Source organism: Paraburkholderia phytofirmans OLGA172 (genome assembly GCF_001634365.1).
GTDB lineage: Bacteria > Pseudomonadota > Gammaproteobacteria > Burkholderiales > Burkholderiaceae > Paraburkholderia.
The window spans coordinates 504,055-523,226 of sequence record NZ_CP014579.1 but is presented as its reverse complement, the minus strand read 5'-3'; the positions used below and the strand labels follow the sequence as shown (position 1 = coordinate 523,226).

The window sequence follows — 19,172 nt, the reverse complement described above, 5'->3', positions numbered from 1 at the left end:
CGAGAACTGCGAGGCACCAGCCGATGAATCAACCTATGTCACGCGATACGCCCGCCATCGAGATGCGCAACGTATCGTGCCGTTTCATTTCTCCGGACGGCAAGGCGACGATCGCGTTGCGCGACTTCAGCATGTCGGTGGCGCGCGGCGAGTTCGTCGCGGTTGTCGGCCCGACGGGTTGCGGCAAGTCGACCACGCTCAGCATGATCACCGGCTTGCTGAAGCCCACCACCGGCGAAGTGCGCGTGATGGGCGCGCCGGTGGACGGCATCGATCCGCGTATCGGCTTCGTGTTTCAGGCCGACGCCGTGTTTCCGTGGCGCTCGGTGCTCGACAACGTGGCGGCCGGCCCGCTGTATCGCGGCCGCTCGAAATCCGCCGCGTACGACGAAGCCAACGAATGGCTGCGCCGCGTGGGCCTCGACAAGTTCGGCAAGCACTATCCGCATCAACTGTCCGGCGGCATGAGAAAGCGCGTGGCGCTCGCGCAATCCTTCATCAATAAACCGGAAATCCTGCTGATGGACGAGCCTTTCTCGGCGCTCGACATGCAGACCCGCACGCTGATGCAGGACGAACTGCTGCAACTGTGGGGCGGCGCCGGCTCGGTGGTGTTCGTCACGCACGATCTGGAAGAAGCGATTGCGCTCGCCGACCGCGTGTTCGTGCTGACGGCACGCCCGGCCACGCTGAAGAAAGTGTACGAAATCGATCTGCCGCGTCCGCGCGTCACGTCGGAGGTTCGCTACGACCCGCGTTTCATTGAAATCTCGCGCGACATCTGGCACGACCTGCGCGAAGAAGTGCAGATCGGTTAATCAAGGAACGGCAAATATGTCTACTACCCCTCAACAGATGATGCCTTCGGGCATCGATCCCGCGACGCTCGCCCAGGTCGAGCGTGTCGCGCAAAAACGCATCCGGCAACGCCATGCGCTAGTGATCACCCTGCGCATTGTCGTGCTGGTGGTGGTGCTCGGCGGGTGGGAATTGTCCGCGCGCCTGAAGTGGATCGATCCGTTCTTCTTCTCGATGCCGAGTGCGATTTTCGATCAGATCGTCGACTGGTTCGTGAACGGCACGTCGCAAGGTCCGCTCTTGACACAAGTGTGGGTCACGCTTGAAGAAACCGGGCTCGGCTTCATTATCGGTTCGGTGGCGGGCGTGTTCTGCGGCATCGTGCTCGGCCGCAACAAGCTGCTCTCCGACGTGTTCAGCCTCTACATCAAGATCGCCAACTCGATTCCACGCGTGGTGCTCGGCTCGGTGTTCGTGATTGCGCTCGGTCTTGGCATGGCTTCGAAGGTGGCGCTAGCGGTCGTGATGGTGTTCTTCGTGGTGTTCGCCAATGCGTTCCAGGGCGTGCGTGAAGCGGACCGCTACATGATCGCGAATGCGCAGATTCTGGGTGCGTCGCGCCGCCAGGTGACGACCTCGGTGGTGATTCCGTCGGCGTTGAGCTGGATTCTTGCCAGCCTGCACGTGAGCTTCGGCTTTGCGCTGGTCGGCGCGGTGGTGGGCGAATTCCTCGGCTCGAAGCAAGGTATCGGTCTGCTGATCTCCACTGCGCAAGGCGCGTTCAATGCAAGCGGTGTGTTCGCGGCAATGATCGTGCTGGCCGTGGTCGCACTGGCTGCGGACTATCTGTTGACGGCGGTCGAACAGCGGCTGTTGAAGTGGCGGCCTGCAGCGGTTTGAGTTGACCTTCAGGTCGTAGAGGGAAAAAGGGCGCCATCGGCGCCCTTTTTTGTTTCGAATTTCGCAACAAAGATTACCTGAATTGGTGATTACTCTGGCCAGATCGCAAAACTACAATTCAATCACTGCCTACGAACAAGACCGTTCGTAGCAAGCTAGAAAACCGAACTGGAGGTAGTTCCTCATGAAATCGCTCATTCAAGCTGTTGTTATCGCCGCTGCGCTGGCCGCTCCTGTTGCCTCGTTTGCGCAGTCCAGCCAGCCCGTGACCCGCGCCCAAGTGCGTGCAGAACTGATTCAAGTCGAAAAGGCCGGCTACCGGCCGAGCCACTCGGACCCGTACTACCCGGCGGACATTCAGGCTGCGGAAGCCCGTGTCGCCGAGCAAAACGGTACCGCACAAACGGCGGAAAGCGGTTTAGGCGGTGTAGTGAGTGGCTCGTCGCAATCGGGCCACCCGGTTCCGGCGAACGGTCCGAAGTCGGTTTATTTCGGCAACTAAGCTCGCGGCAGAACTGGCAACCCAGCGGTCAACTGACCGGGTAATTGAGCTGGTAACCCAGCAGTCCAGCGGAACGAGCCGCCGAGGCCGTGCCCTTTGCACCGATCGGCCGCCAAGCGCGCAAAACAGCCGCGCGCCCTGATTCAAACGACGTGGCCCGCGACCGAGCATCCCCGGTCGCGGGCCAGTTGTGTATTCGATACCTCCGTCATCGGGCTCCCGATGACTTCGCCTGGACCTCACGGTCTGGGCGCTTTTTGTTTATGTAGTGCCACGCGTTGATGGAGCCTCAGCGGCGCCAGGCTGCTTGCGTCATTCGCGAGCGATCAGATCGCCCACCTGGCCACGCCCCGTCACGAGACAGCTCGACAGAAAATTTTCACCCTGGCTGCGAGCCCCCGTGTCACCGAAGCCCTTCTTCAACGCGTTCGATTTGACCAGCTCCGCACCTTGGTGGCACGTTATTGTCCCCATTTCTCCGGCTTGCGCGCGCATCAGCGCCCTATCCGCCATCAGATAGCCAAGCAACAACACCACTGCAATATTGAACGCTTGTCTCATGGATCGTCTCCTCTTTAGAAGAGACTAACGCGAACCATCGACGCAGGATGCTAGGGGTTTCCCGATTGTTGATGACTCAACGATGCAGATTGAGTTAAGGGGTGCTGCCCTCAGAATCGAGCTTCGATTTGCTTGATCCGCTTTTCAACCGACGCCCGCACCAGGCCATTCGAAGGCACCAGCAGCAGTGAAGACGCGATGATCTGATACACCCGATTGCGCCGGACCTTGGAGACCTTGGCCGGGTCGAGCCAGGCATCGTTATCCACCAGCAATAGCAGCGTCTCCAGACCGATCAGGATCGGCCACAAACAGGCGAGACGCAAACGCACCGACAACGCGGGAATCGCCAGCGTGTAGTCCAATGCCTCACGGAAATGATCCAGCGCCTTGCGCACGAGTTCGACCATCAGAGGCCGAGCGCGAACGGAATTCACCGGCAGCAGGAGATCTTGTGCATTGAGGCCGTCCTGATCGAGCATCGTCTGCGGAAGATAACAGCGGCCGATCCGCAAATCCTTGCCGCAATCGCGCAGCACGTTGGTCATCTGCAGCGCTTTGCCGAAACGCACGCCGCGGCGCGCCATTGTCTCGGGCTGCTCTTTCAGCGTACCGGGCATATGCGCGTAGGTCATGGTGGTCCAGAATTCGCCGACGCAGCCCGCCACCAGGTAGGTATAGCGGTCCAGTTCCTCGTACTCATGCAGCGCGGCGATCTGGCCGGAACGTTCGTCGGGGAATGTGCGCAGGTCGAATTCCATTCCTTCGGTCAGCGTCGACACGATCTCGCGTACGGCCTTGCGGTCGGACTCGCTCAGTTGCGCTAGCACCTCGAGCGCCGGACCGAGCGATTCCAGCAGGACCTTTTCATCGGACTGGACCTGCTGGCCCGCCACTTCGGCAGCCATGCGCTGGAACAGTGCGCCGTCGTTCGGGGCGCCGTTGACCTGGTCGCGCAGCGACAGCAGCAACGCAAGGCGTTGCTCGGGCGAAATCAGCGAAGTGTCCGCAATCGTGTCGGCCGCGCGCGCCAGCAGGTACGCGAGGCCGATCGGATCGCGCATCCCGACGGGCAGCACGCGCAGGGTGAGATAGAAGGAGCGTGAAACGCCTTTCAGGAGCGGGCCGAGAAGAAAGGCCCGGGTCGGATTCGGCATGAGTGGGATCAGGTCAGGTTTGGGCAAAAGTCAGGCGCTGCCGAATTGTATACGGCGAGTTGAAAAACTCAGCCGTACGTTGGCGATAACTACCGGTAACTTGCAAAACCCTCGCGCACGCTCATGCACCCTCAACTTGCATTACGCTCCGCCGCCCCCTCGCCATTCGCCAACTGGCGGGCAGCAAGCGCAATCCGAGCATCCATTGCCTGCACACGAGGTCGCCACAACGAGCGGGAACGTGAATTGCTGATGCAGTCAGATTGAGCGAAACACGGTCCGCTTGATTGCATTTGCCAGCTGTCGCTCCTGCGCACTTCATTGAACGACATACCGACCATGACGACACACGAATCTCAGACGTCCTCCCGGCCCAACATGGAAACGGGTGTCCCCGGTCTCGACGAGATCCTGGGCGGGGGTCTGGTCAGCGGCGGGGTCTATCTGCTGGAAGGCATGGCCGGTGCGGGCAAAACGATTCTGTCGAGCCAGATCGGTTTTCATCGTGTAAGCCAGGGCGAAAAGGTGCTGTACATGACCCTGATCGCCGAGTCGCACGACAAGCTGCTGGCGCACCTCAAAGGGCTTAGCTTCTTCGACGAAACCGCAGTTGCACAGCAAATGCTGTTTGTCTCCGGCTATCACGAGTTGATGCAGGACGGTCTCGATGGCTTCCTCAAGCTGATTGCGTCGAGCATTTACGACACTCGTCCGAGCCTCATGATCATCGACGGCTTTCGCAGCGCACGCGAATTCAGCGAAACCGAGCTGTCGCTGTCGAAGTTCATCCACGAACTGAACGCGCTGGTCGCCGCAATGGATTGCACCACGTTGCTGCTCGCACCGCTCTCCGGCAACGAACCGCATCCCGAGCACACGCTGGTCGACGGCCTGATCGAACTGAACCGCTATAACGACGGCATGCGCCGCACGCGCGAAATCGAAGTGCACAAGATGCGTGCGCGCAACCATCTGATGGGCAAACATTCCTTTCGCATTGCCGAAAGCGGGCTCCTGATGTTCCCGCGTCTGGAGTCGCAATGCGCGGCGCCGCCGGGCCCGGTCGATCTGAAAACGCGGCTCGGCTTCGGCCTTGCGCATCTGGACGGCCTGCTCGGCGGCGGCTTTGCGCAAGGTTCCACGACCACGCTGATTGGACCGTCAGGGGTCGGCAAGACCTTGCTTTGTCTGCAGTTTCTCGCGGCCGGCGTGGCGCGCGGCGAACGCTGCGTGTATCTGGGCTTTTACGAAGGACCCCAGCGCCTGATCGGCAAAGCCGAGGCTGTCTCGATCGATCTCGCCGGCCCGTACAACGACGGCCGCGTGATGATTCAATGGCAGCCCGCCATAGAACTGGCGGTCGACGAACTCGCGGCCGTTGCGCTCGCCACGGTCAGGAAGACCGGTGCGAAGCGGATCGTGATCGACGGCGTGGAGGGCTTTCGCGACTCGGCCTTGCGGACCGAACGCTTCGGCCTGTTCCTGAACGCGCTGCTTCATCAGCTTCGGGAAGCCGGCGTCACCACGATACTGACGGAGGAGCTGCCGCTTTACGCCGACCCCGGACACGCGAAGAGCGTGCGGGTCTCCGCGTTGACCGAGAACCTCGTGCTGCTGCGCTACGCCGAAACGGCAGCGGGGTTGCGGCGCATGATTTCCGTGGTCAAGCAGCGTGAGAGCGCACACGACACGTCGCTGCGCGAACTCGTCATTTCGTCTCAGGGGCTCGACGTGATCGAAAGCCCGGTCAGCCTCGCCAGCGTGGTTTCGGCGCAAGGCCTGTCAGCCACGCTGACGCCGCGACGAGATACGTAGCCGCCCATGAAAACCATCCTGCTCGTGGACGACGAGTTCGACATCCTCACGGTTTGGCGACTGTTGCTGGAGCGGCATGGCTATACCGTGCTGACGGCGCCCAACGGGGTTGCCGCACTTGAACAGATCCACAAGACACAGCCCGACATCATCGTGTCGGACTGCATGATGCCAGTCATGTCGGGGCCGCAACTGTGCGCCGCGCTGAACGACGACGCCGGTCTGCGCACCATTCCGATCATCCTGTGCAGCGCGGCCGCGGATATCCCCGCGCAGCCGAATCCCACCATCGAATACGCGCGCAAGCCGCTTTCATTCGACACCCTTCTCGCGATGCTGGAACGGATGGCGGATTGACGGCTGGGTAAAAACCCGAACTCGATCGGAAGAATGGCGTGCGTTGTTCCTGCGATAGAATAAAAAAACATCAGAAGTACGAAGATTTGTAAAAATGGGATTTTTCTCATGCTTGTCTCATAGACGTTCGCGCATCGCGGCAGGTAACCTCAGTAAGTCGAATCGCACGGGTCGGCACATTCCAACATGTGCGCGCACCGTGCCACCCAAAAAAACGGGGACTTCACTGCCGCCATGCGAACCATTAACGATGTTCTGCAGCATCCGGGTGCAAGGCTCACCCAACACCTCAGACTCTCAATCGCCACGTTTGACCCACGGTTAGATGTGCTGGAGTTCCGTCTTGAGGAAGCGTTCAACGAAACCTACGTGGCCGACCTCACCGTTACGTCGGTCGAGAAGTCGATCGATGGCGCATCCTGCGTCGGGCGCCGGTCGACATTCACGATCGACGAACGTGCCGCGATCCCGTCGTTGCCGGGCCTGCTCGACCCGGTAGTCAATCCCGCGCGCACCGTCAATGGCGTGGTGACGCAATGGGAGCGCGTCAACACGAGCCGCGACGAGGCAACTTACAAGCTGCGCATCGAACCTCGCGTGGCGCTTTTCAGGCAAGTGGTCGACTCAGGGATATTTCTCGACAAGACGCTTAAGGAACTGATCACCGAATCGATCATCGACCGGCAACTGATCCAATCATTCGACGTCGAGTTCGAGCTGGAAGGTGTCGAAGAGCGTTTCGAGCAGGCGGTCATGTATGAGGAGACCGTCTGGGATTTTGTGTCGCGTCATTGCCGCCGCGCCGGCCTCTTCTGGTACTTCAAGCAGGGCCGCAAGGGAGATGGACCGCAACGCGACACGATTGTGTTCGGCAATTCGCCGCGTGGCTACGTCCGCGCGCTCGAGGTGCCGCTGATGCCCGTCTCGGGCCTCTCGGGAAACTGGCATGAGGCCGTGCTGTCGATCAGTCCGATCCGCAAGCTTGTGCCGGCCGTGGTCGAGTTGCGGGAGCACAACTATCGCACGCCCGTCGCCCCACTGAAGGCCGAGTCGTACGTCGCGCACGACGACTGTTCTGTGTATGGCAGCGTGAATCGCAGCACCGAGCACCATCATACTGCGGAGATCGGGCAGATGCTGGCCGACGCGCGACGCGATGAACTGATCGCACGGCAAACCACGTTCAAGGGCACGAGCAACGTGATCGGCATGATGCCCGGCATGGTGGTGCGCCTGACGAACCACGCGATGCCCGAGGCCGAATACGGCTTCGTGATCACTAAGCTCATTACGACAGGCAGTCGTACCCAGCCGGTCATCAACCAGTTCGAGGCGACGCCCTCGCATCTGACATACCGCCCCGAGTACATCCTCGAAAAGCACTGGCGCTGGGTCGGCGGCACGCTGATCGCCACCATCGAGTCGGGCGATGACGAGCCGTACGCATGGCTGGACGAATACGGCCGCTACCGGGTATTGCCGCATTTCCTGCGGCGCACCGGCACGCGCGGCATGAACACGATGCCGCTGCGTCTGATGCGCCCCAGCGTGTCGTACCAAGGTGGATTTCATTCGCCGCTGCTGCCGGGCACGGAGGTCCGGCTCGAAGGCACCAACGGGGACGTGGATCGCTTGTACATCAGCGGCGCGCTGCATGACTACGCGCACCCGGACATCGTGCATGGCAAGGCCGGCTGGTACAGCCGCGCGGTATGGCGCTCGCCGCTCAATGGCGCAAAGATCCGCTTCGAGGATCTGAAGGGCCATGAAGGCGTCAAGGTGGCGACGGTCTATATGAAGTCGTCGGTCAGCCTCGGGTATCTGGTGGACAGCCAGAAACAGAAGCGCGGCGAGGGCTTTGAGATCAACACGCAGGGCTGGGGCACGATGCATGCGCCCAAAGGCCTGTTCCTGTCAGCCGATGCGCTGTCCAGCCCCAACGCGCCGCAGCTTGAAATGCAGGCCGCGCTCAGGGAATTGCAGTCTGCCTTGAGTCGCGTGACCGCATTGGTTGATGCCACCACGCAGGCGAAAGCCGCACCTGCCGACAAGGCGACCCAGGCGAGCTTGAAAGATGCGCTGGACCAACTCAAGGACGCCGGACTGATCGCCAGCGCACCGGGCGGCATTGCTCTGGTGACACCGAGCTCCGTGCAGCAGGCCGCCGGCGAAAACGTGATGCTCGCTGCGGGCAGGCACGTCGACGTGAGCGCAGTGAAACGCTTCACGCTGGCGGCAGGTGATCTCATTTCGCTATGCGCACACAAGCTCGGACTGAAGATTTTTGCAGCCAAGGGCAAGGTCGAGATCCAGGCGCAGAGCGATGCACTCGACCTGCTCGCGGACCAGCAGCTACGCGTGGCAAGCGCTAGCCAGGACGTGCTGGTGAGCGGGAAAACGAAGGCAGTCATGGCCAGCGGCGGCGCCGCGATCACGATCGAGAATGGCAACGTGGTGTTCCATTGTCAGGGTGAGTTCCGGGTCAAGGCGGAGTCGTTTACGTTTGAAGGTCCCGCCAGCATGAATGCTCCGCTACCAGCGCTTCCCAAAAGCGACTTCAAGGCAACCGATTTCTACAACATGTCGCGGTAAAAGATGCTTATCAGCCCTCCCTTCCTACCCGCTGCCGGCCTGACGTCTGCCGATGCCACAGCTACCGACCCAATGATGGACGAAGTCGACAAGTATGAACTGGCACACGGGATCTATCCGATCGCTTTTGACCGCCGCTGGCACACGGGCGTGCATCTGTATCCAGACAATCAGAACCTGGAGGTGCGGGCAATCGCCGATGGCGAGGTCGTGACATATCGCGTGAGCCAGAAGCCGGTTAGCGATGGCGGCAAAAAAAACGATGGAACGCCCGAATTGAACAGCAACAATGGCTTTGTGCTGCTCAAACACACGGCCGAAACCGGCGAAGGCCGTACGCTCACTTTTTACTCGCTATATATGCACTTGATGGATCTTGATGAGCAAAATAGCCGCGGGATTGGTCACGTTTCGGCGCACCCTTTACGCTACGATCCGCCAGCATGGCTTCAGTGCCCGTCCGGCGCGCCAGTTGCCGGCGGCAACCTAAAGGTTCGTCGCAAGGATATCCTCGGTTACGCCGGGAAGTGCCATAACGTATCGCAGTTGCACTTCGAAATCTTCATGACGAAGGCGGACTTCGATGCATACTTCTCGCACACACAACTCGGCCACGAACCGGTCGTTACATCAGCGACGACTGACGTTTGGGGCCGGACTTACTACGTCATTCCAGCGCACCAGCAATTTCTGGCACAACCACCCGCCACAGATGCGCATCACAAACTTCATGGCATAGAGTTCCCTTTGCAGAGCACGGGGCAAAACGCCGGCTCGCTTTACGTCGAGATGTGTTTTCACAAGAATGGGAAATATACGAGGGTGTGGCAGGACGCAGGTAACGGTCAGCGGGATCTACTCACAGATACCCCAATTTATGAACCCAAATACGACTGGGATCTTTTCAAGCGAGCGAAGGCGCTGTATGCAACCTGCCCAAGTGACGGGTATGAGCTACTGCGCTTTGGACGGATCTTAAGCACGCCCGCCACCTTGGCCGATCCGTCTCACTCCACGGCAGCTTTGGGTGCCCAGCAGTCCGGCCCTATGCAGGCAAATCCGCGTGCGACGTGGGTCCGCGTGGCCTTCGCTCGCGGCCAGGAAGGTTATATCGATATCAGCCCAGATACGATTCTTAAGGTGTCCGACGCGGACTTCCCGTTCTTCATGGGCTGGAAGAAGATCAGCGAGGGCAACAGTCTGTTCCGCTCGGACGGGTTGTGTGATTTCGAACAGCTTCGGACACTCTTGGGAGATGCCACAAATCACCAAAACATGCAGGAACAGAGCGCGCACGAGGAGTACCAGAAAGAGGAAGCGCTCGTTCGATACGTAAGAACAACCCCCGGCGTGCGCGACATGTTACGCGGCTTCGTGTGCGAGGCCCCAAGCGAATGGGATGGCAGCAATAATGACGCCCGCTACGCAAAACTCAAGACGGCTGGTGAGTTCTACTATGGCAACACCGCAGGCTACACGAAGTTCATGGAGACGCTTAAGCTCTTTCAGTTCTGGGACCGGACCGGATTAGCAGCCGGGCAGAAACTATGGTTCTTCCATCCGCTTCACTTCATCAGACACTTCAGGAAGTGCGGATGAGCTTGCCCCCGAAAAACGAATCCCTTGCTGAGCAGGTAAACTCAAGCAAGGAGAAGAACGATGACAGGCAAGGCAAAGCGGGCACAGTACACGCTCGAATTCAAGCTGGAAGCCGTGCGACTGGTCAAGGCCGGACAAAGCATGGCGGCCGTGGCGGCGACACTGGGTGTTGTTGAACAGACGCTGTACAACTGGATAAAGGCTGAGCGGGAAGGCAGGCTGGCGGGCGCTGGCACGAAGCCTGTGAGCCCAGAACAGATGGAACTGGCGCGGCTGCGTGCGGAAGTGGCTCGCCTGAAGATGGAGCGGGATATTTTAAAAAACCGCCCTACGCGCTTGCGCGCGCCCCTCATGAGTAGAAACTCCCGGGGAGTACACTCGATGCACGCAGAGACAGTGGCCGTAAGCTTCTTGGAGGTATGAACCCCGTCAAAAAACCTGGCCCAGGGGAAGCTGCGGACTCATCTGTGGCGGCGTCTTCGGGCGACCCCGTTTAGGAAATTGATCTATTCCGAGTCCCCGTCCTGCGCCTGATTATCCAGGAGGTGGGTGATGCCAAAAGACCGAACACGATCCAAGCCCTCAGGGTTGCCGATCATTCATCCGTTTGCAGCCGGTATTGATATCGGTTCACGGTTCCATGTTGTCGCCGTGAGTCCAGATCTGTGCGACGAGCCGGTGCAGACATTCCAGGCATTTACGAGCGATTTGCAACGCATGGCGGACTGGCTCGTCGCGACCGGCACAAAGACGGTTGTGATGGAATCGACCGGCGTGTACTGGGTCGCCGCCTACGAGGTGCTGGAGTCCCGGGGCCTTGAAGTCGTTCTTGCCAATGCACGCGAGGCGCGCGCAGTCCCTGGAAGAAAGAGTGATGTCAACGACGCACAATGGCTGCAGCGACTGCACGCGTGTGGGCTACTACGGGCAAGTTTCCGGCCTGGGCGCGACATCGCGGAATTACGCGCATACCTGCGTTGCCGCGAAAGGCATACTGACTATGCCGCCGCGCATATCCAGCACATGCAGAAAGCGCTGACCTTCATGAATATCCAGTTGCACCACGTGATCACGGATATCACGGGCGTCACTGGAATGCGGATCGTCCGCGCGATCGTCGCCGGCGAACGCGATCCAGACCGGCTGGCGGCGATGCGCGACGTCCGCTGCAAGGAAAGCCTTGAGACCATTCGTAGTGCACTGGTGGGCAACTACCAGCCCGAGCACGTATTCGCCTTGAAGCAGGCGCTTGCGCTGTATGACTTTTACCAGCGGTGTATCGACGAGTGCGATGTTGAGATCGAACGCGCTGTCGCGATTCTCAATATCGCTCACCCGATTCCGGATGCGCCGTTGCCGAAGGCGAAGCATCGCAGCAAGCTGCCCAGCGATCCCAACTTTGATGTGCGCACGGCCATGTACCAACTGGCGGGGACCGACCTGACGCAAATTCACGGCATCGGCCCATTCCTTGCACTGCGCCTGATTGGCGAATGTGGAACGGACTTGAGCCGATGGCCAACCGCCAAACATTTCACTTCATGGCTCACGCTTTCGCCCGGCTGCAAGATCAGCGGTGGCAAGGTGCTGTCATCGCACACGCGCAAAACAAGCAGTCGCATCACAGTCGCCCTGAGGCTTGCGGCGGTGACCGTTGGAAGAAGCAATACCGCGCTTGGTGCATTCTACCGGCGCCTCGCCGGGCGCATCGGCAACGCCAAGGCCGTGACCGCGACGGCGCGCAAGATCGCTGTCCTGTTTTATAACGCGATGCGCTATGGCATGGACTATCGCGACCCGGGTGCGGATCATTACGAGCAGCAGTACAGGGACCGCGTCATCAAACAGCTTCATCGCCGCGCGGCGCAATTTGGGTATTCACTGCAACCTCAGGACTCGCCAGCGTGAAGGTGTGTTTCTTAGGAAAGCCGCAGCGTACTTCGCGAAGGAGTCGATGTGAAGTGCGCGTTCATTGACCGGAATCGACACCACTGGCCAGTTTCAGTACTGTGTGAAGCGCTCGAAGTCAGCCCCAGCGGATATCATCAGCGCCAGCAACGCAGCGCCAAGGACAAGCCGCAAAGAGGCTACATGAGCAACGATGCCCTGCTCGCGCACATCAAGGCGATTCACGCGCAGGTCAAGGGCGAATACGGCTGGCCGCGCATGTGGAAGGAACTGCTCGCGCGCGGCGTGCGCGTGGGCAAGGAGCGGGTTCGCAAGCTGATGGCGCAGCATGGCATTCGTGCACGGCACAAGCGCAAGTACATCGCGACGACGAACTCGAATCACAACCTGCCGGTTGCACCGAATCTACTGGGGCGCGACTTCACGGCGTCGGCGCCGAATCAGGTCTGGACGAGCGATATTACCTATCTGGCGACAGCCGAAGGCTGGGTGTACCTCGCGGTCATCATCGACATGTTCAGCCGGCAGGTGGTGGGCTGGTCGATGCAGCCGCACATGAAAGCGGAGTTGGTCACAGACGCGCTACGCATGGCGTGGTTCCGGCGTCGCCCCGAGGCTGGTGTAATCGTGCATAGCGACCGGGGCAGCCAGTATTGCGGCGGCCTGTTCCAGGACACGCTGAAGGCCTACGGCATGCGCTCGTCGATGAGCCGACGCGGCGATTGCTGGGACAACGCGCCGACGGAAAGCCTGTGGGGTTCGCTGAAGGTAGCTCGTATGCATGGACGACACTTCACCACGCGGCGTGCTGCAATGGATGAGGTGATTGACTGGCTGAGCTTTTACAATGCACGCCGGTTGCACTCGACACTCGACTACGTCAGTCCCATGACATTCGAGAAAAACTGGTTCGCGGCTCAGCAGGGACGAGCCGCATAATTCCCTCGGTTATGGGATTCGCGGAACGGGGGCAAGGTCACCCTATTTCCGCGGTGCCTATCGCCAGACGTACCTCGGATTGTTCGGCGCTGATGGCCGAGACACCAGTGACGGGTTCGGAGGCGTTGAGCCGAATCCGATGATGCTGGAGGTCAACGCACCTCGGGCGCTTTTCTTGCGACTACAAAAACGTGTTTGGTGAAGCCCCTTCGCAGACGCTAAAGCGCGTGACGATGCGCTAGCCGTATTAGACGCGGATTTTGTGCCGTGCCTGCGAGCATTCCGGTGCATTGCTTCCGCTTCGCTAGAAATCCTCTGCATTGAGAAGCCAATATCAGATGCGGCAATACGCCGCTTCCGGTGCGCTATTAATCTGCTTGCGCTGATTCCGGCTTGGTTTGCCGAAAAGGTCTTCGTTGCGGCTGTAGTTGCTGCTTTAGTCGGCCCACGGCAGCCGTATCGAGCGACAATTCGCGCCCCGCTCTAATCACCGCTAATGTAGGCGCTCGTTTCCAGGTTTCCAGGCATATTCTGGCGTTAATATCGCAGACCGCATTAAATCAATTTAGTTCCCGCTTTTCCAAAATAAATTTACACCGCTTCGAATTGGGCTTATCGCGATTGCCCGGTTTTCGAACAATCAGACGCTTCTCACTTTTTAAACGTTCCGACCCGATTAGGTCATCCATATTAAATGCTGTTGCATTCACACAACTTTAATATTGAGATGTTGCAAATAACTTTTGTCCAGAGCTGGCGTGTCGCAGCTCTGATTTTGCGATAAATGTCTGAAAAACAAAGACTTAATGCCGATCTCGATTTTATTATTGCTGATTCAGAAATTCCATGTTGTGTAAATTGCGGGCGTCGCTACTAGGGTCTCCACCTACACTCACGCTTCGTTTGAAGGGTGCCCGGCCGCTCCGAAACGGTTTGGCCAACAGGGCAGCAGCGCGTGACGCATGCGTTGCTGAGGCAGGTCCCGCTCCCCGCGTAAATTTATCGAACTGGAGTCCCACGCATGAAAAAGAGTCTCATCGTCGTTGCGGTTGCCGCATCGTTCGCTTCCGTCGCTCACGCACAAAGCAGCGTGACCCTGTATGGTCTGCTGGACGCAGGCCTGACCTACACCAGCAACGTCAACCACAACGCAAAGTGGGCAGCGGGTAGCGGCGGCATCAACCAAAGCATGTTCGGTCTGCGTGGTTCGGAAGATCTGGGCGGCGGTCTGAAGGCCATCTTCACGTTGGAAAGCGGCTTCAACATCAACAACGGCAAGTACGCGAACAACAACGGCATGTTCAACCGTCAAGCGTTTGTCGGTCTGTCGAGCGCGCAATTCGGTACGCTCACGCTGGGTCGTCAATACGACGCAGCACAAGACTACCTGGCACCGCTGACCGCAACGGGCAGCTGGGGCGGTACGTACTTCGCTCACCCGTTCAACAATGACAACCTGAACACGAACGGCGGCTACGCAGTCAACAACTCGATCAAGTACTCGAGCGCTAACTACGCAGGCTTTACGTTCGGCGGCACGTACGGCTTCTCGAACCAGGCTGGCGCATTCGCAAACAACCGCGAATACAGCGTTGGTGCTGCATACCAGTGGCAAGGTCTGCACCTGGGCGCTGCTTACGCACAGCAGAACAACCCGGGCGCAGCTAATGGCGGCGCTTCGGACGGTTCGTACGTCAACGCGCTGGCAGGCAACGTCGGCAACTTCCGTCAACGTGAATTCGGCGTTGCTGGTTCGTACGCATTCGGCCCGGCTACCGTGGGTCTGGCATGGACGCAATCGCGTTCGGACAACTTCGTCGGTGCTGCACAATCGCTGCGCGCCAACAACTACGAAGTCAACGGCAAGTACAACCTGACGCCGGCTATGAGCCTGGGCGTTGCGTACACGTTCACCGACGGCAAGGGCTACGGCGTTGGCGCGAACGGTAGTTCGGATTCGGTTCGCTACCACCAGGTCGGCGTGCAAGCTGACTACTCGCTGTCGCGTCGTACGGACGTCTACGCTCAAGCCGTGTACCAGCACGCAATGGGCGACGGCGGTGTCGCTTCGATCTACAGCGGCGACAACACGCAATTGCCGTCGTCGTCGAAGAACCAGACGGCTGCTACGGTCGGTCTGCGTCACCGCTTCTAAGCTTCAGCAGAAGCGAGTTGTGGTAGAAAAGGTGCCGTTCGCGGCACCTTTTTTTATTGGCGCGCCACTTGGTGGTTGAGGATCCGCTGGTTGTCCGAGGCCGAACCGTCCTGCAGGTTGATACGGCGCGATAGCGCATTGCGATTTCCAACAATTGGTATTGCACACAGGCAAGCCGCGGCACGCGATGCCCGACCGGTATGCGCCTTATCAGACTGCACATCGCTACTATCTGTGCTGGAACAATTCATGCGTGCTGGAAAACATCGCTTTCGCGCTGTTCGATACCGATGCCATGCTGGTGCGGCCCGTCACTCGCCGGAGCGACCCGCGCACCGTGTAGCAGGCTTAGGACTATTTCGGCATGACAAACAGAAAGGCCGTCACCCGGTAAACCGGATGACGGCCTTTTTCACTCGGCTACATAGCCAGGCGCACGCAATTGCCCTAAATCTGCTCCCGACCGAATGCGCACAGGCGTTCGAGATCCAGCACGTCGATCTGGTTATACGAGAGGCGCAAAATCTGCAGCTTTTCGAGGTTTTGCAGTGTCTGGTTGATCCGTTGCCGCGACACGCCTGCCAGCAGGCCGACTTCTTCCTGCGAAATGGCCAGCGTGCGTCCGGTGTCGGGATAGAGGTCGGGATTGAACAGTTGTGCGAGCGACTGGGCGACGCGCGCGTCGACGTCCAGCAACCGGCTATTCTGGATCGCTGCGATGAATTCGCCCATGCGGTTGTTCAACTGCCGGATCACGAAGCCTGTGAACGGCAGACTCGACTCCAGGAGTGCATGAAACGTCTCCGTCGGCACGAACATCACGAGCGAAGGCTGAATGGCGGCCACGTCGTATTTGCGCAATTCGCGCTTGATCACGCTGCCTTCGCCGAACCAGCCGCCAGGCGGTACGCCAGAGAGCGTGCAACTGCGTCCTGAGGCGTTGTAGATGGCGAGTTTGATCAGGCCGGAATGGACGCCGATCCAATAGTCCGACGGCTCCTGGCGGCGCGCGATCCATGCGCCCCCTTCCAGACGCTCCGCGTACGCGCTGGCAAGGACCATGGCCTGATGCTCGGCGGCGAGCGCCCTGAACCAGGCGCAGGTGCCGAACAGCCGCGGCAGATCGGTGCGCGGAATCCGTTCAGGACGGTGCGGGCGGGTGTCTGCGCAGGCGGGGAGCGAAGCGTCATCCATAAGCGGCCAAGGGGGCGTAGGAGGGTGAAGTCGGTTGAGAAGAGTCAGGGCGCGCCACTCTGTCATTTGAATGACAGACAGTTCACCATGACAGTTGCTAGGCTAGTTCATCAATCAGAAAAAGCGACGGCGCGACCAGCGCATCAGGAGACAAAGCGATGAAGCACATGTTCGAAGAAGGCCTTGAGCGGCGCGAGGCCAATTATGTCCCGCTGACACCCATCGATTTCATCGTACGCGCAGCGGAAGTCTACGGTGAGCGGCCGGCGGTCGTCCATGGGGAGATTCGCCGTAACTGGCGCGAGACCTACGGGCGCGCGCGGCGTCTGGCCAGCGCGTTGCAGCAGGCCGGCATAGAACGCGGCGACACGGTTGCTGCGTTGCTGCCGAATATTCCTCCGATGATAGAAGCGCATTTCGGTGTGCCGATGGCCGGGGCCGTGCTCAATACGCTGAATACGCGGCTCGACGTGTCGTCGCTGCTGTTCATGCTGCGCCATGGCGAGGCGAAGGCGCTGATCGTCGACACGGAGTACAGCGAGTTCGCGCACCGGGCGGCGCTGGAATTTCCCGAGTTACGCGTGATCAGCGTGGCAGATGCGATGCCCGCCGACGCGGACAAGTTCATCCGCGCGACCGACTATGAAGCGTTCCTGCAAACTGGCGACCCAGAGTTCGTCTGGACTTTACCTGCCGACGAGTGGGACGCTATCGCGCTGAACTACACCTCGGGCACGACCGGTGACCCGAAGGGCGTGGTCTACCACCATCGCGGCGCGTATCTGAATGCGCTTAGCAATATCCTCGAATGGGATATGCCGAAACATGCAGTCTACCTATGGACCTTGCCGCTCTTTCACTGCAACGGCTGGTGTTTCCCGTGGACCGTCGCCGCACGTGCGGGCGTCAACGTCTGTCTGCGCAAATTCGACGCGAAGACGGTGTTCGACCTGATTCGCCGCGAAGGCATCACGCACTATTGCGGCGCGCCGATTGTGCAAAGCGCGCTTGCGAATGCGCCCGCCGAATGGCGCGAGGGCATCACGCATCGCGTGTCGACGATGGTGGCGGGCGCGGCGCCCGCACCGGCGGTCATCGCCAAGATGAAGGAGATCGGTTTCGATCTGACGCACGTGTACGGGCTCACCGAGACCTACGGCCCGGCCGCGGTCTGCGCGAAACAGGCGGAATGGGAAATGCTCGACGACAACGCGCGTGCCGAAATGAATGCACGGCAAGGCGTGCGCTATCACTTGCAGGCAGCCGTGACGGTGCTCGACCCGGACACGCTCGAGCCGGTGCCTGATGACGGCGAAACGCTCGGCGAGATCATGTTCCGCGGCAATATCTGCATGAAGGGGTATCTGAAGAACGAGCGCGCCACGGAAGCGACCTTCCGCGGCGGCTGGTTCCACACCGGGGACCTCGGCGTGCGGATGCCTGACGGCTATATCCGTATCCGCGATCGCAGCAAGGACATCATCATTTCGGGTGGCGAGAACATCTCGAGCATCGAGGTGGAAGACACGCTGTACCGTCATCCTGCGGTGTCGGTCGCCGCCGTGGTGGCGATGGCCGATCCGAAATGGGGTGAGGTGCCATGTGCTTTCGTCGAGCTCAAGGAGGGCGCTCAGGTAAGCGCAGAAGAGATCATCGCGCACTGCCGGCTGTTTCTTGCGGGATACAAGTTGCCAAAGGCGGTGCGCTTTGGCGAATTGCCGAAGACGTCGACCGGAAAAATTCAGAAGTTCGAACTGCGCGCGCGGATCAAGGCGGAAGAATCCAAATAGACCGCGCGCGATTGTCTAGCGCGCCCAATGACGCGCTATGTAGTGTTGTACGATGCAAGCGCGGGGTCCCGCGCGCATCAGACTCGACTCGCGCTTAACCGCGCGTGTCGACCCAGCGGCGTGCCCAGCGTGCCGAATGCTGCAATGCCTGTTCTTCGTTCGGGAAGTAGTCGAGCGAATAGAACTGGTAGCGCCCTTCGGTACGCACGCTGTCAGCGCGTTCGAGCAGCAGGTTGGATGAAAAGCTACCGTCGGGCAAACGATGCGCCGAGGGTTTGACGGCATAGCCGTTGTAATGATGAATATGTTTGTTTTGCATTTTATATTTTAATAATGTTCGAGTGCGCGCCTGCCGTGCGAGCCGTTGTACGGGTCACGCGGACGAGCCGATTCAAGCCATTGCGAGCCGAATCCACAAACGCAGTCGGAAAGCTAAAAAAGGGCGTTGAAGCCAGAGGGGAGAATGAGGTGCAACGAGGCGTTTGGCGCTTGGGGCTTGCTGCTGAACAACACATGCAGCTAAAAGCGATCGCGCCAACTGTGGGAGACAAAGCTCCGCGAGGATGTCGCTGCAGCCCGATGTCCGTTGCCGGACACCGAGCCCTTCAAACTTACATCGGCTTGATGTTAGCCGCTTGCAGACCCTTCGGGCCTTGCTTCGTTTCGAAGCTCACCTTCTGATTTTCAGCCAGCGTCTTGAAGCCGTCGCCGCTGATTTCGGAGAAGTGCGCGAACAGGTCGTCGCCGCCCTTGTCCGGGGTGATGAAGCCAAAGCCTTTGCTGTCGTTGAACCACTTAACGGTACCGGTATCCATGAAGAATCCTTGAGTAAAAATAGAAAAATTTGCTCTGTTGAGGAGCGCGTGAAGCGTCAAGGAGGGAGAGGACAACGAATACCGCTGAGG

16 protein-coding genes and 2 pseudogenes are annotated in these 19,172 nt (G+C 59.6%); 13 read left to right on the top strand and 5 right to left on the bottom strand.

Translation table 11 applies throughout. The annotated features are described in order from the left end of the window. Positions 1 to 23: 23 nt before the first annotated feature. From AYM40_RS22660 to AYM40_RS22650, 3 genes are all read left to right on the top strand, one after another. A complete protein-coding gene (locus tag AYM40_RS22660) occupies positions 24 to 818 on the top strand; it encodes an ABC transporter ATP-binding protein (protein WP_063498493.1) in 795 nt (264 codons plus the stop codon). A gap of 16 nt (positions 819 to 834) precedes the next feature. Then, positions 835 to 1,698: an ABC transporter permease gene (locus AYM40_RS22655; RefSeq protein ID WP_063498492.1), complete on the top strand. Its 864-nt coding sequence runs from the start codon at positions 835 to 837 to the stop codon at positions 1,696 to 1,698. 184 nt (positions 1,699 to 1,882) lie between these two features. Beyond that, entirely contained in the window at positions 1,883 to 2,200 is a 318-nt protein-coding gene (locus AYM40_RS22650; RefSeq protein WP_063498491.1) for a DUF4148 domain-containing protein, read from the top strand. 312 nt (positions 2,201 to 2,512) lie between these two features. On the opposite strand, the gene AYM40_RS22645 is transcribed toward AYM40_RS22650, so the two are convergent. Together AYM40_RS22645 and AYM40_RS22640 are read right to left on the bottom strand one after the other, a co-directional pair. Beyond that, positions 2,513 to 2,761 carry a hypothetical protein gene (locus AYM40_RS22645; protein WP_063498490.1) on the bottom strand — a complete coding sequence of 83 codons (249 nt, stop codon included), beginning with the start codon at positions 2,759 to 2,761 and terminating at the stop codon, positions 2,513 to 2,515. A gap of 110 nt (positions 2,762 to 2,871) precedes the next feature. Then, entirely contained in the window at positions 2,872 to 3,918 is a 1,047-nt protein-coding gene (locus AYM40_RS22640) for a phytoene/squalene synthase family protein (RefSeq protein ID WP_063498489.1), read from the bottom strand. 339 nt (positions 3,919 to 4,257) lie between these two features. On the opposite strand from AYM40_RS22640, the gene AYM40_RS22635 reads away from it, so the two are divergent. The 9 genes and pseudogenes from AYM40_RS22635 to AYM40_RS41470 all read left to right on the top strand — a co-directional run bounded on the left by AYM40_RS22635 (position 4,258) and on the right by AYM40_RS41470 (position 15,626). Beyond that, entirely contained in the window at positions 4,258 to 5,733 is a 1,476-nt protein-coding gene (locus AYM40_RS22635; protein WP_063498488.1) for an ATPase domain-containing protein, read from the top strand. A 6-nt stretch (positions 5,734 to 5,739) separates the two neighbouring features. Then, positions 5,740 to 6,090 (top strand): response regulator, encoded by a 351-nt coding sequence (locus tag AYM40_RS22630; RefSeq protein ID WP_063498487.1) that lies wholly within the window; start codon positions 5,740 to 5,742, stop codon positions 6,088 to 6,090. 234 nt (positions 6,091 to 6,324) lie between these two features. After that, positions 6,325 to 8,682 carry a type VI secretion system Vgr family protein gene (locus tag AYM40_RS22625; RefSeq protein ID WP_063500628.1) on the top strand — a complete coding sequence of 786 codons (2,358 nt, stop codon included), beginning with the start codon at positions 6,325 to 6,327 and terminating at the stop codon, positions 8,680 to 8,682. A gap of 3 nt (positions 8,683 to 8,685) precedes the next feature. Then, a complete protein-coding gene (locus AYM40_RS22620; RefSeq protein ID WP_063498486.1) occupies positions 8,686 to 10,281 on the top strand; it encodes a hypothetical protein in 1,596 nt (531 codons plus the stop codon). A gap of 60 nt (positions 10,282 to 10,341) precedes the next feature. Continuing rightward, positions 10,342 to 10,602, top strand: a pseudogene (locus AYM40_RS22615) (transposase); the annotation flags it as partial. A gap of 231 nt (positions 10,603 to 10,833) precedes the next feature. Beyond that, positions 10,834 to 12,189, top strand: a complete 1,356-nt coding sequence (locus tag AYM40_RS22610; RefSeq protein WP_063495238.1) for an IS110 family transposase — start codon at positions 10,834 to 10,836, stop codon at positions 12,187 to 12,189. A 15-nt stretch (positions 12,190 to 12,204) separates the two neighbouring features. Continuing rightward, a pseudogene (locus tag AYM40_RS22605) lies at positions 12,205 to 13,128 on the top strand (IS3 family transposase); the annotation flags it as partial. 1,021 nt (positions 13,129 to 14,149) lie between these two features. After that, on the top strand, positions 14,150 to 15,283 hold the full coding sequence (locus tag AYM40_RS22600; protein ID WP_063498485.1) for a porin: 1,134 nt from the start codon (positions 14,150 to 14,152) through the stop codon (positions 15,281 to 15,283). A gap of 187 nt (positions 15,284 to 15,470) precedes the next feature. Then, complete coding sequence (locus AYM40_RS41470; RefSeq protein ID WP_158515310.1) at positions 15,471 to 15,626, top strand: hypothetical protein; 156 nt, start codon at positions 15,471 to 15,473, stop codon at positions 15,624 to 15,626. Positions 15,627 to 15,730: 104 nt separating this feature from the next. On the opposite strand, the gene AYM40_RS22590 is transcribed toward AYM40_RS41470, so the two are convergent. Then, positions 15,731 to 16,477 (bottom strand): Crp/Fnr family transcriptional regulator, encoded by a 747-nt coding sequence (locus tag AYM40_RS22590; protein WP_063498483.1) that lies wholly within the window; start codon positions 16,475 to 16,477, stop codon positions 15,731 to 15,733. Positions 16,478 to 16,635: 158 nt separating this feature from the next. Here AYM40_RS22590 and AYM40_RS22585 point away from each other — a divergent pair, with 158 nt between their 5' ends. Beyond that, entirely contained in the window at positions 16,636 to 18,267 is a 1,632-nt protein-coding gene (locus AYM40_RS22585) for an acyl-CoA synthetase (RefSeq protein ID WP_063498482.1), read from the top strand. A gap of 94 nt (positions 18,268 to 18,361) precedes the next feature. Here AYM40_RS22585 and AYM40_RS22580 read toward each other — a convergent pair whose 3' ends face one another. Then, entirely contained in the window at positions 18,362 to 18,586 is a 225-nt protein-coding gene (locus tag AYM40_RS22580) for a hypothetical protein (protein ID WP_063498481.1), read from the bottom strand. Between the two features lie 292 nt (positions 18,587 to 18,878). After that, positions 18,879 to 19,082: a cold-shock protein gene (locus tag AYM40_RS22575; protein WP_007178877.1), complete on the bottom strand. Its 204-nt coding sequence runs from the start codon at positions 19,080 to 19,082 to the stop codon at positions 18,879 to 18,881. Positions 19,083 to 19,172 lie beyond the last annotated feature (90 nt).

Excerpts from the sequence above, each read along its gene's own strand:
- AYM40_RS22585 (WP_063498482.1), top strand. The coding sequence starts at position 16,636 with ATGAAGCACATGTTCGAAGAAGGCCTTGAGCGGCGCGAGGCCAATTAT.
- AYM40_RS22650 (WP_063498491.1), top strand. The coding sequence starts at position 1,883 with ATGAAATCGCTCATTCAAGCTGTTGTTATCGCCGCTGCGCTGGCCGCT.
- AYM40_RS22575 (WP_007178877.1), bottom strand. The coding sequence starts at position 19,082 with ATGGATACCGGTACCGTTAAGTGGTTCAACGACAGCAAAGGCTTTGGC.
- AYM40_RS22635 (WP_063498488.1), top strand. The coding sequence starts at position 4,258 with ATGACGACACACGAATCTCAGACGTCCTCCCGGCCCAACATGGAAACG.
- AYM40_RS22590 (WP_063498483.1), bottom strand. The coding sequence starts at position 16,477 with ATGGATGACGCTTCGCTCCCCGCCTGCGCAGACACCCGCCCGCACCGT.
- AYM40_RS22655 (WP_063498492.1), top strand. The coding sequence starts at position 835 with ATGTCTACTACCCCTCAACAGATGATGCCTTCGGGCATCGATCCCGCG.
- AYM40_RS22620 (WP_063498486.1), top strand. The coding sequence starts at position 8,686 with ATGCTTATCAGCCCTCCCTTCCTACCCGCTGCCGGCCTGACGTCTGCC.
- AYM40_RS22640 (WP_063498489.1), bottom strand. The coding sequence starts at position 3,918 with ATGCCGAATCCGACCCGGGCCTTTCTTCTCGGCCCGCTCCTGAAAGGC.
- AYM40_RS22600 (WP_063498485.1), top strand. The coding sequence starts at position 14,150 with ATGAAAAAGAGTCTCATCGTCGTTGCGGTTGCCGCATCGTTCGCTTCC.
- AYM40_RS22660 (WP_063498493.1), top strand. The coding sequence starts at position 24 with ATGAATCAACCTATGTCACGCGATACGCCCGCCATCGAGATGCGCAAC.
- AYM40_RS22645 (WP_063498490.1), bottom strand. The coding sequence starts at position 2,761 with ATGAGACAAGCGTTCAATATTGCAGTGGTGTTGTTGCTTGGCTATCTG.
- AYM40_RS22630 (WP_063498487.1), top strand. The coding sequence starts at position 5,740 with ATGAAAACCATCCTGCTCGTGGACGACGAGTTCGACATCCTCACGGTT.
- AYM40_RS22625 (WP_063500628.1), top strand. The coding sequence starts at position 6,325 with ATGCGAACCATTAACGATGTTCTGCAGCATCCGGGTGCAAGGCTCACC.
- AYM40_RS22610 (WP_063495238.1), top strand. The coding sequence starts at position 10,834 with ATGCCAAAAGACCGAACACGATCCAAGCCCTCAGGGTTGCCGATCATT.
- AYM40_RS41470 (WP_158515310.1), top strand. The coding sequence starts at position 15,471 with ATGCCCGACCGGTATGCGCCTTATCAGACTGCACATCGCTACTATCTG.
- AYM40_RS22580 (WP_063498481.1), bottom strand. The coding sequence starts at position 18,586 with ATGCAAAACAAACATATTCATCATTACAACGGCTATGCCGTCAAACCC.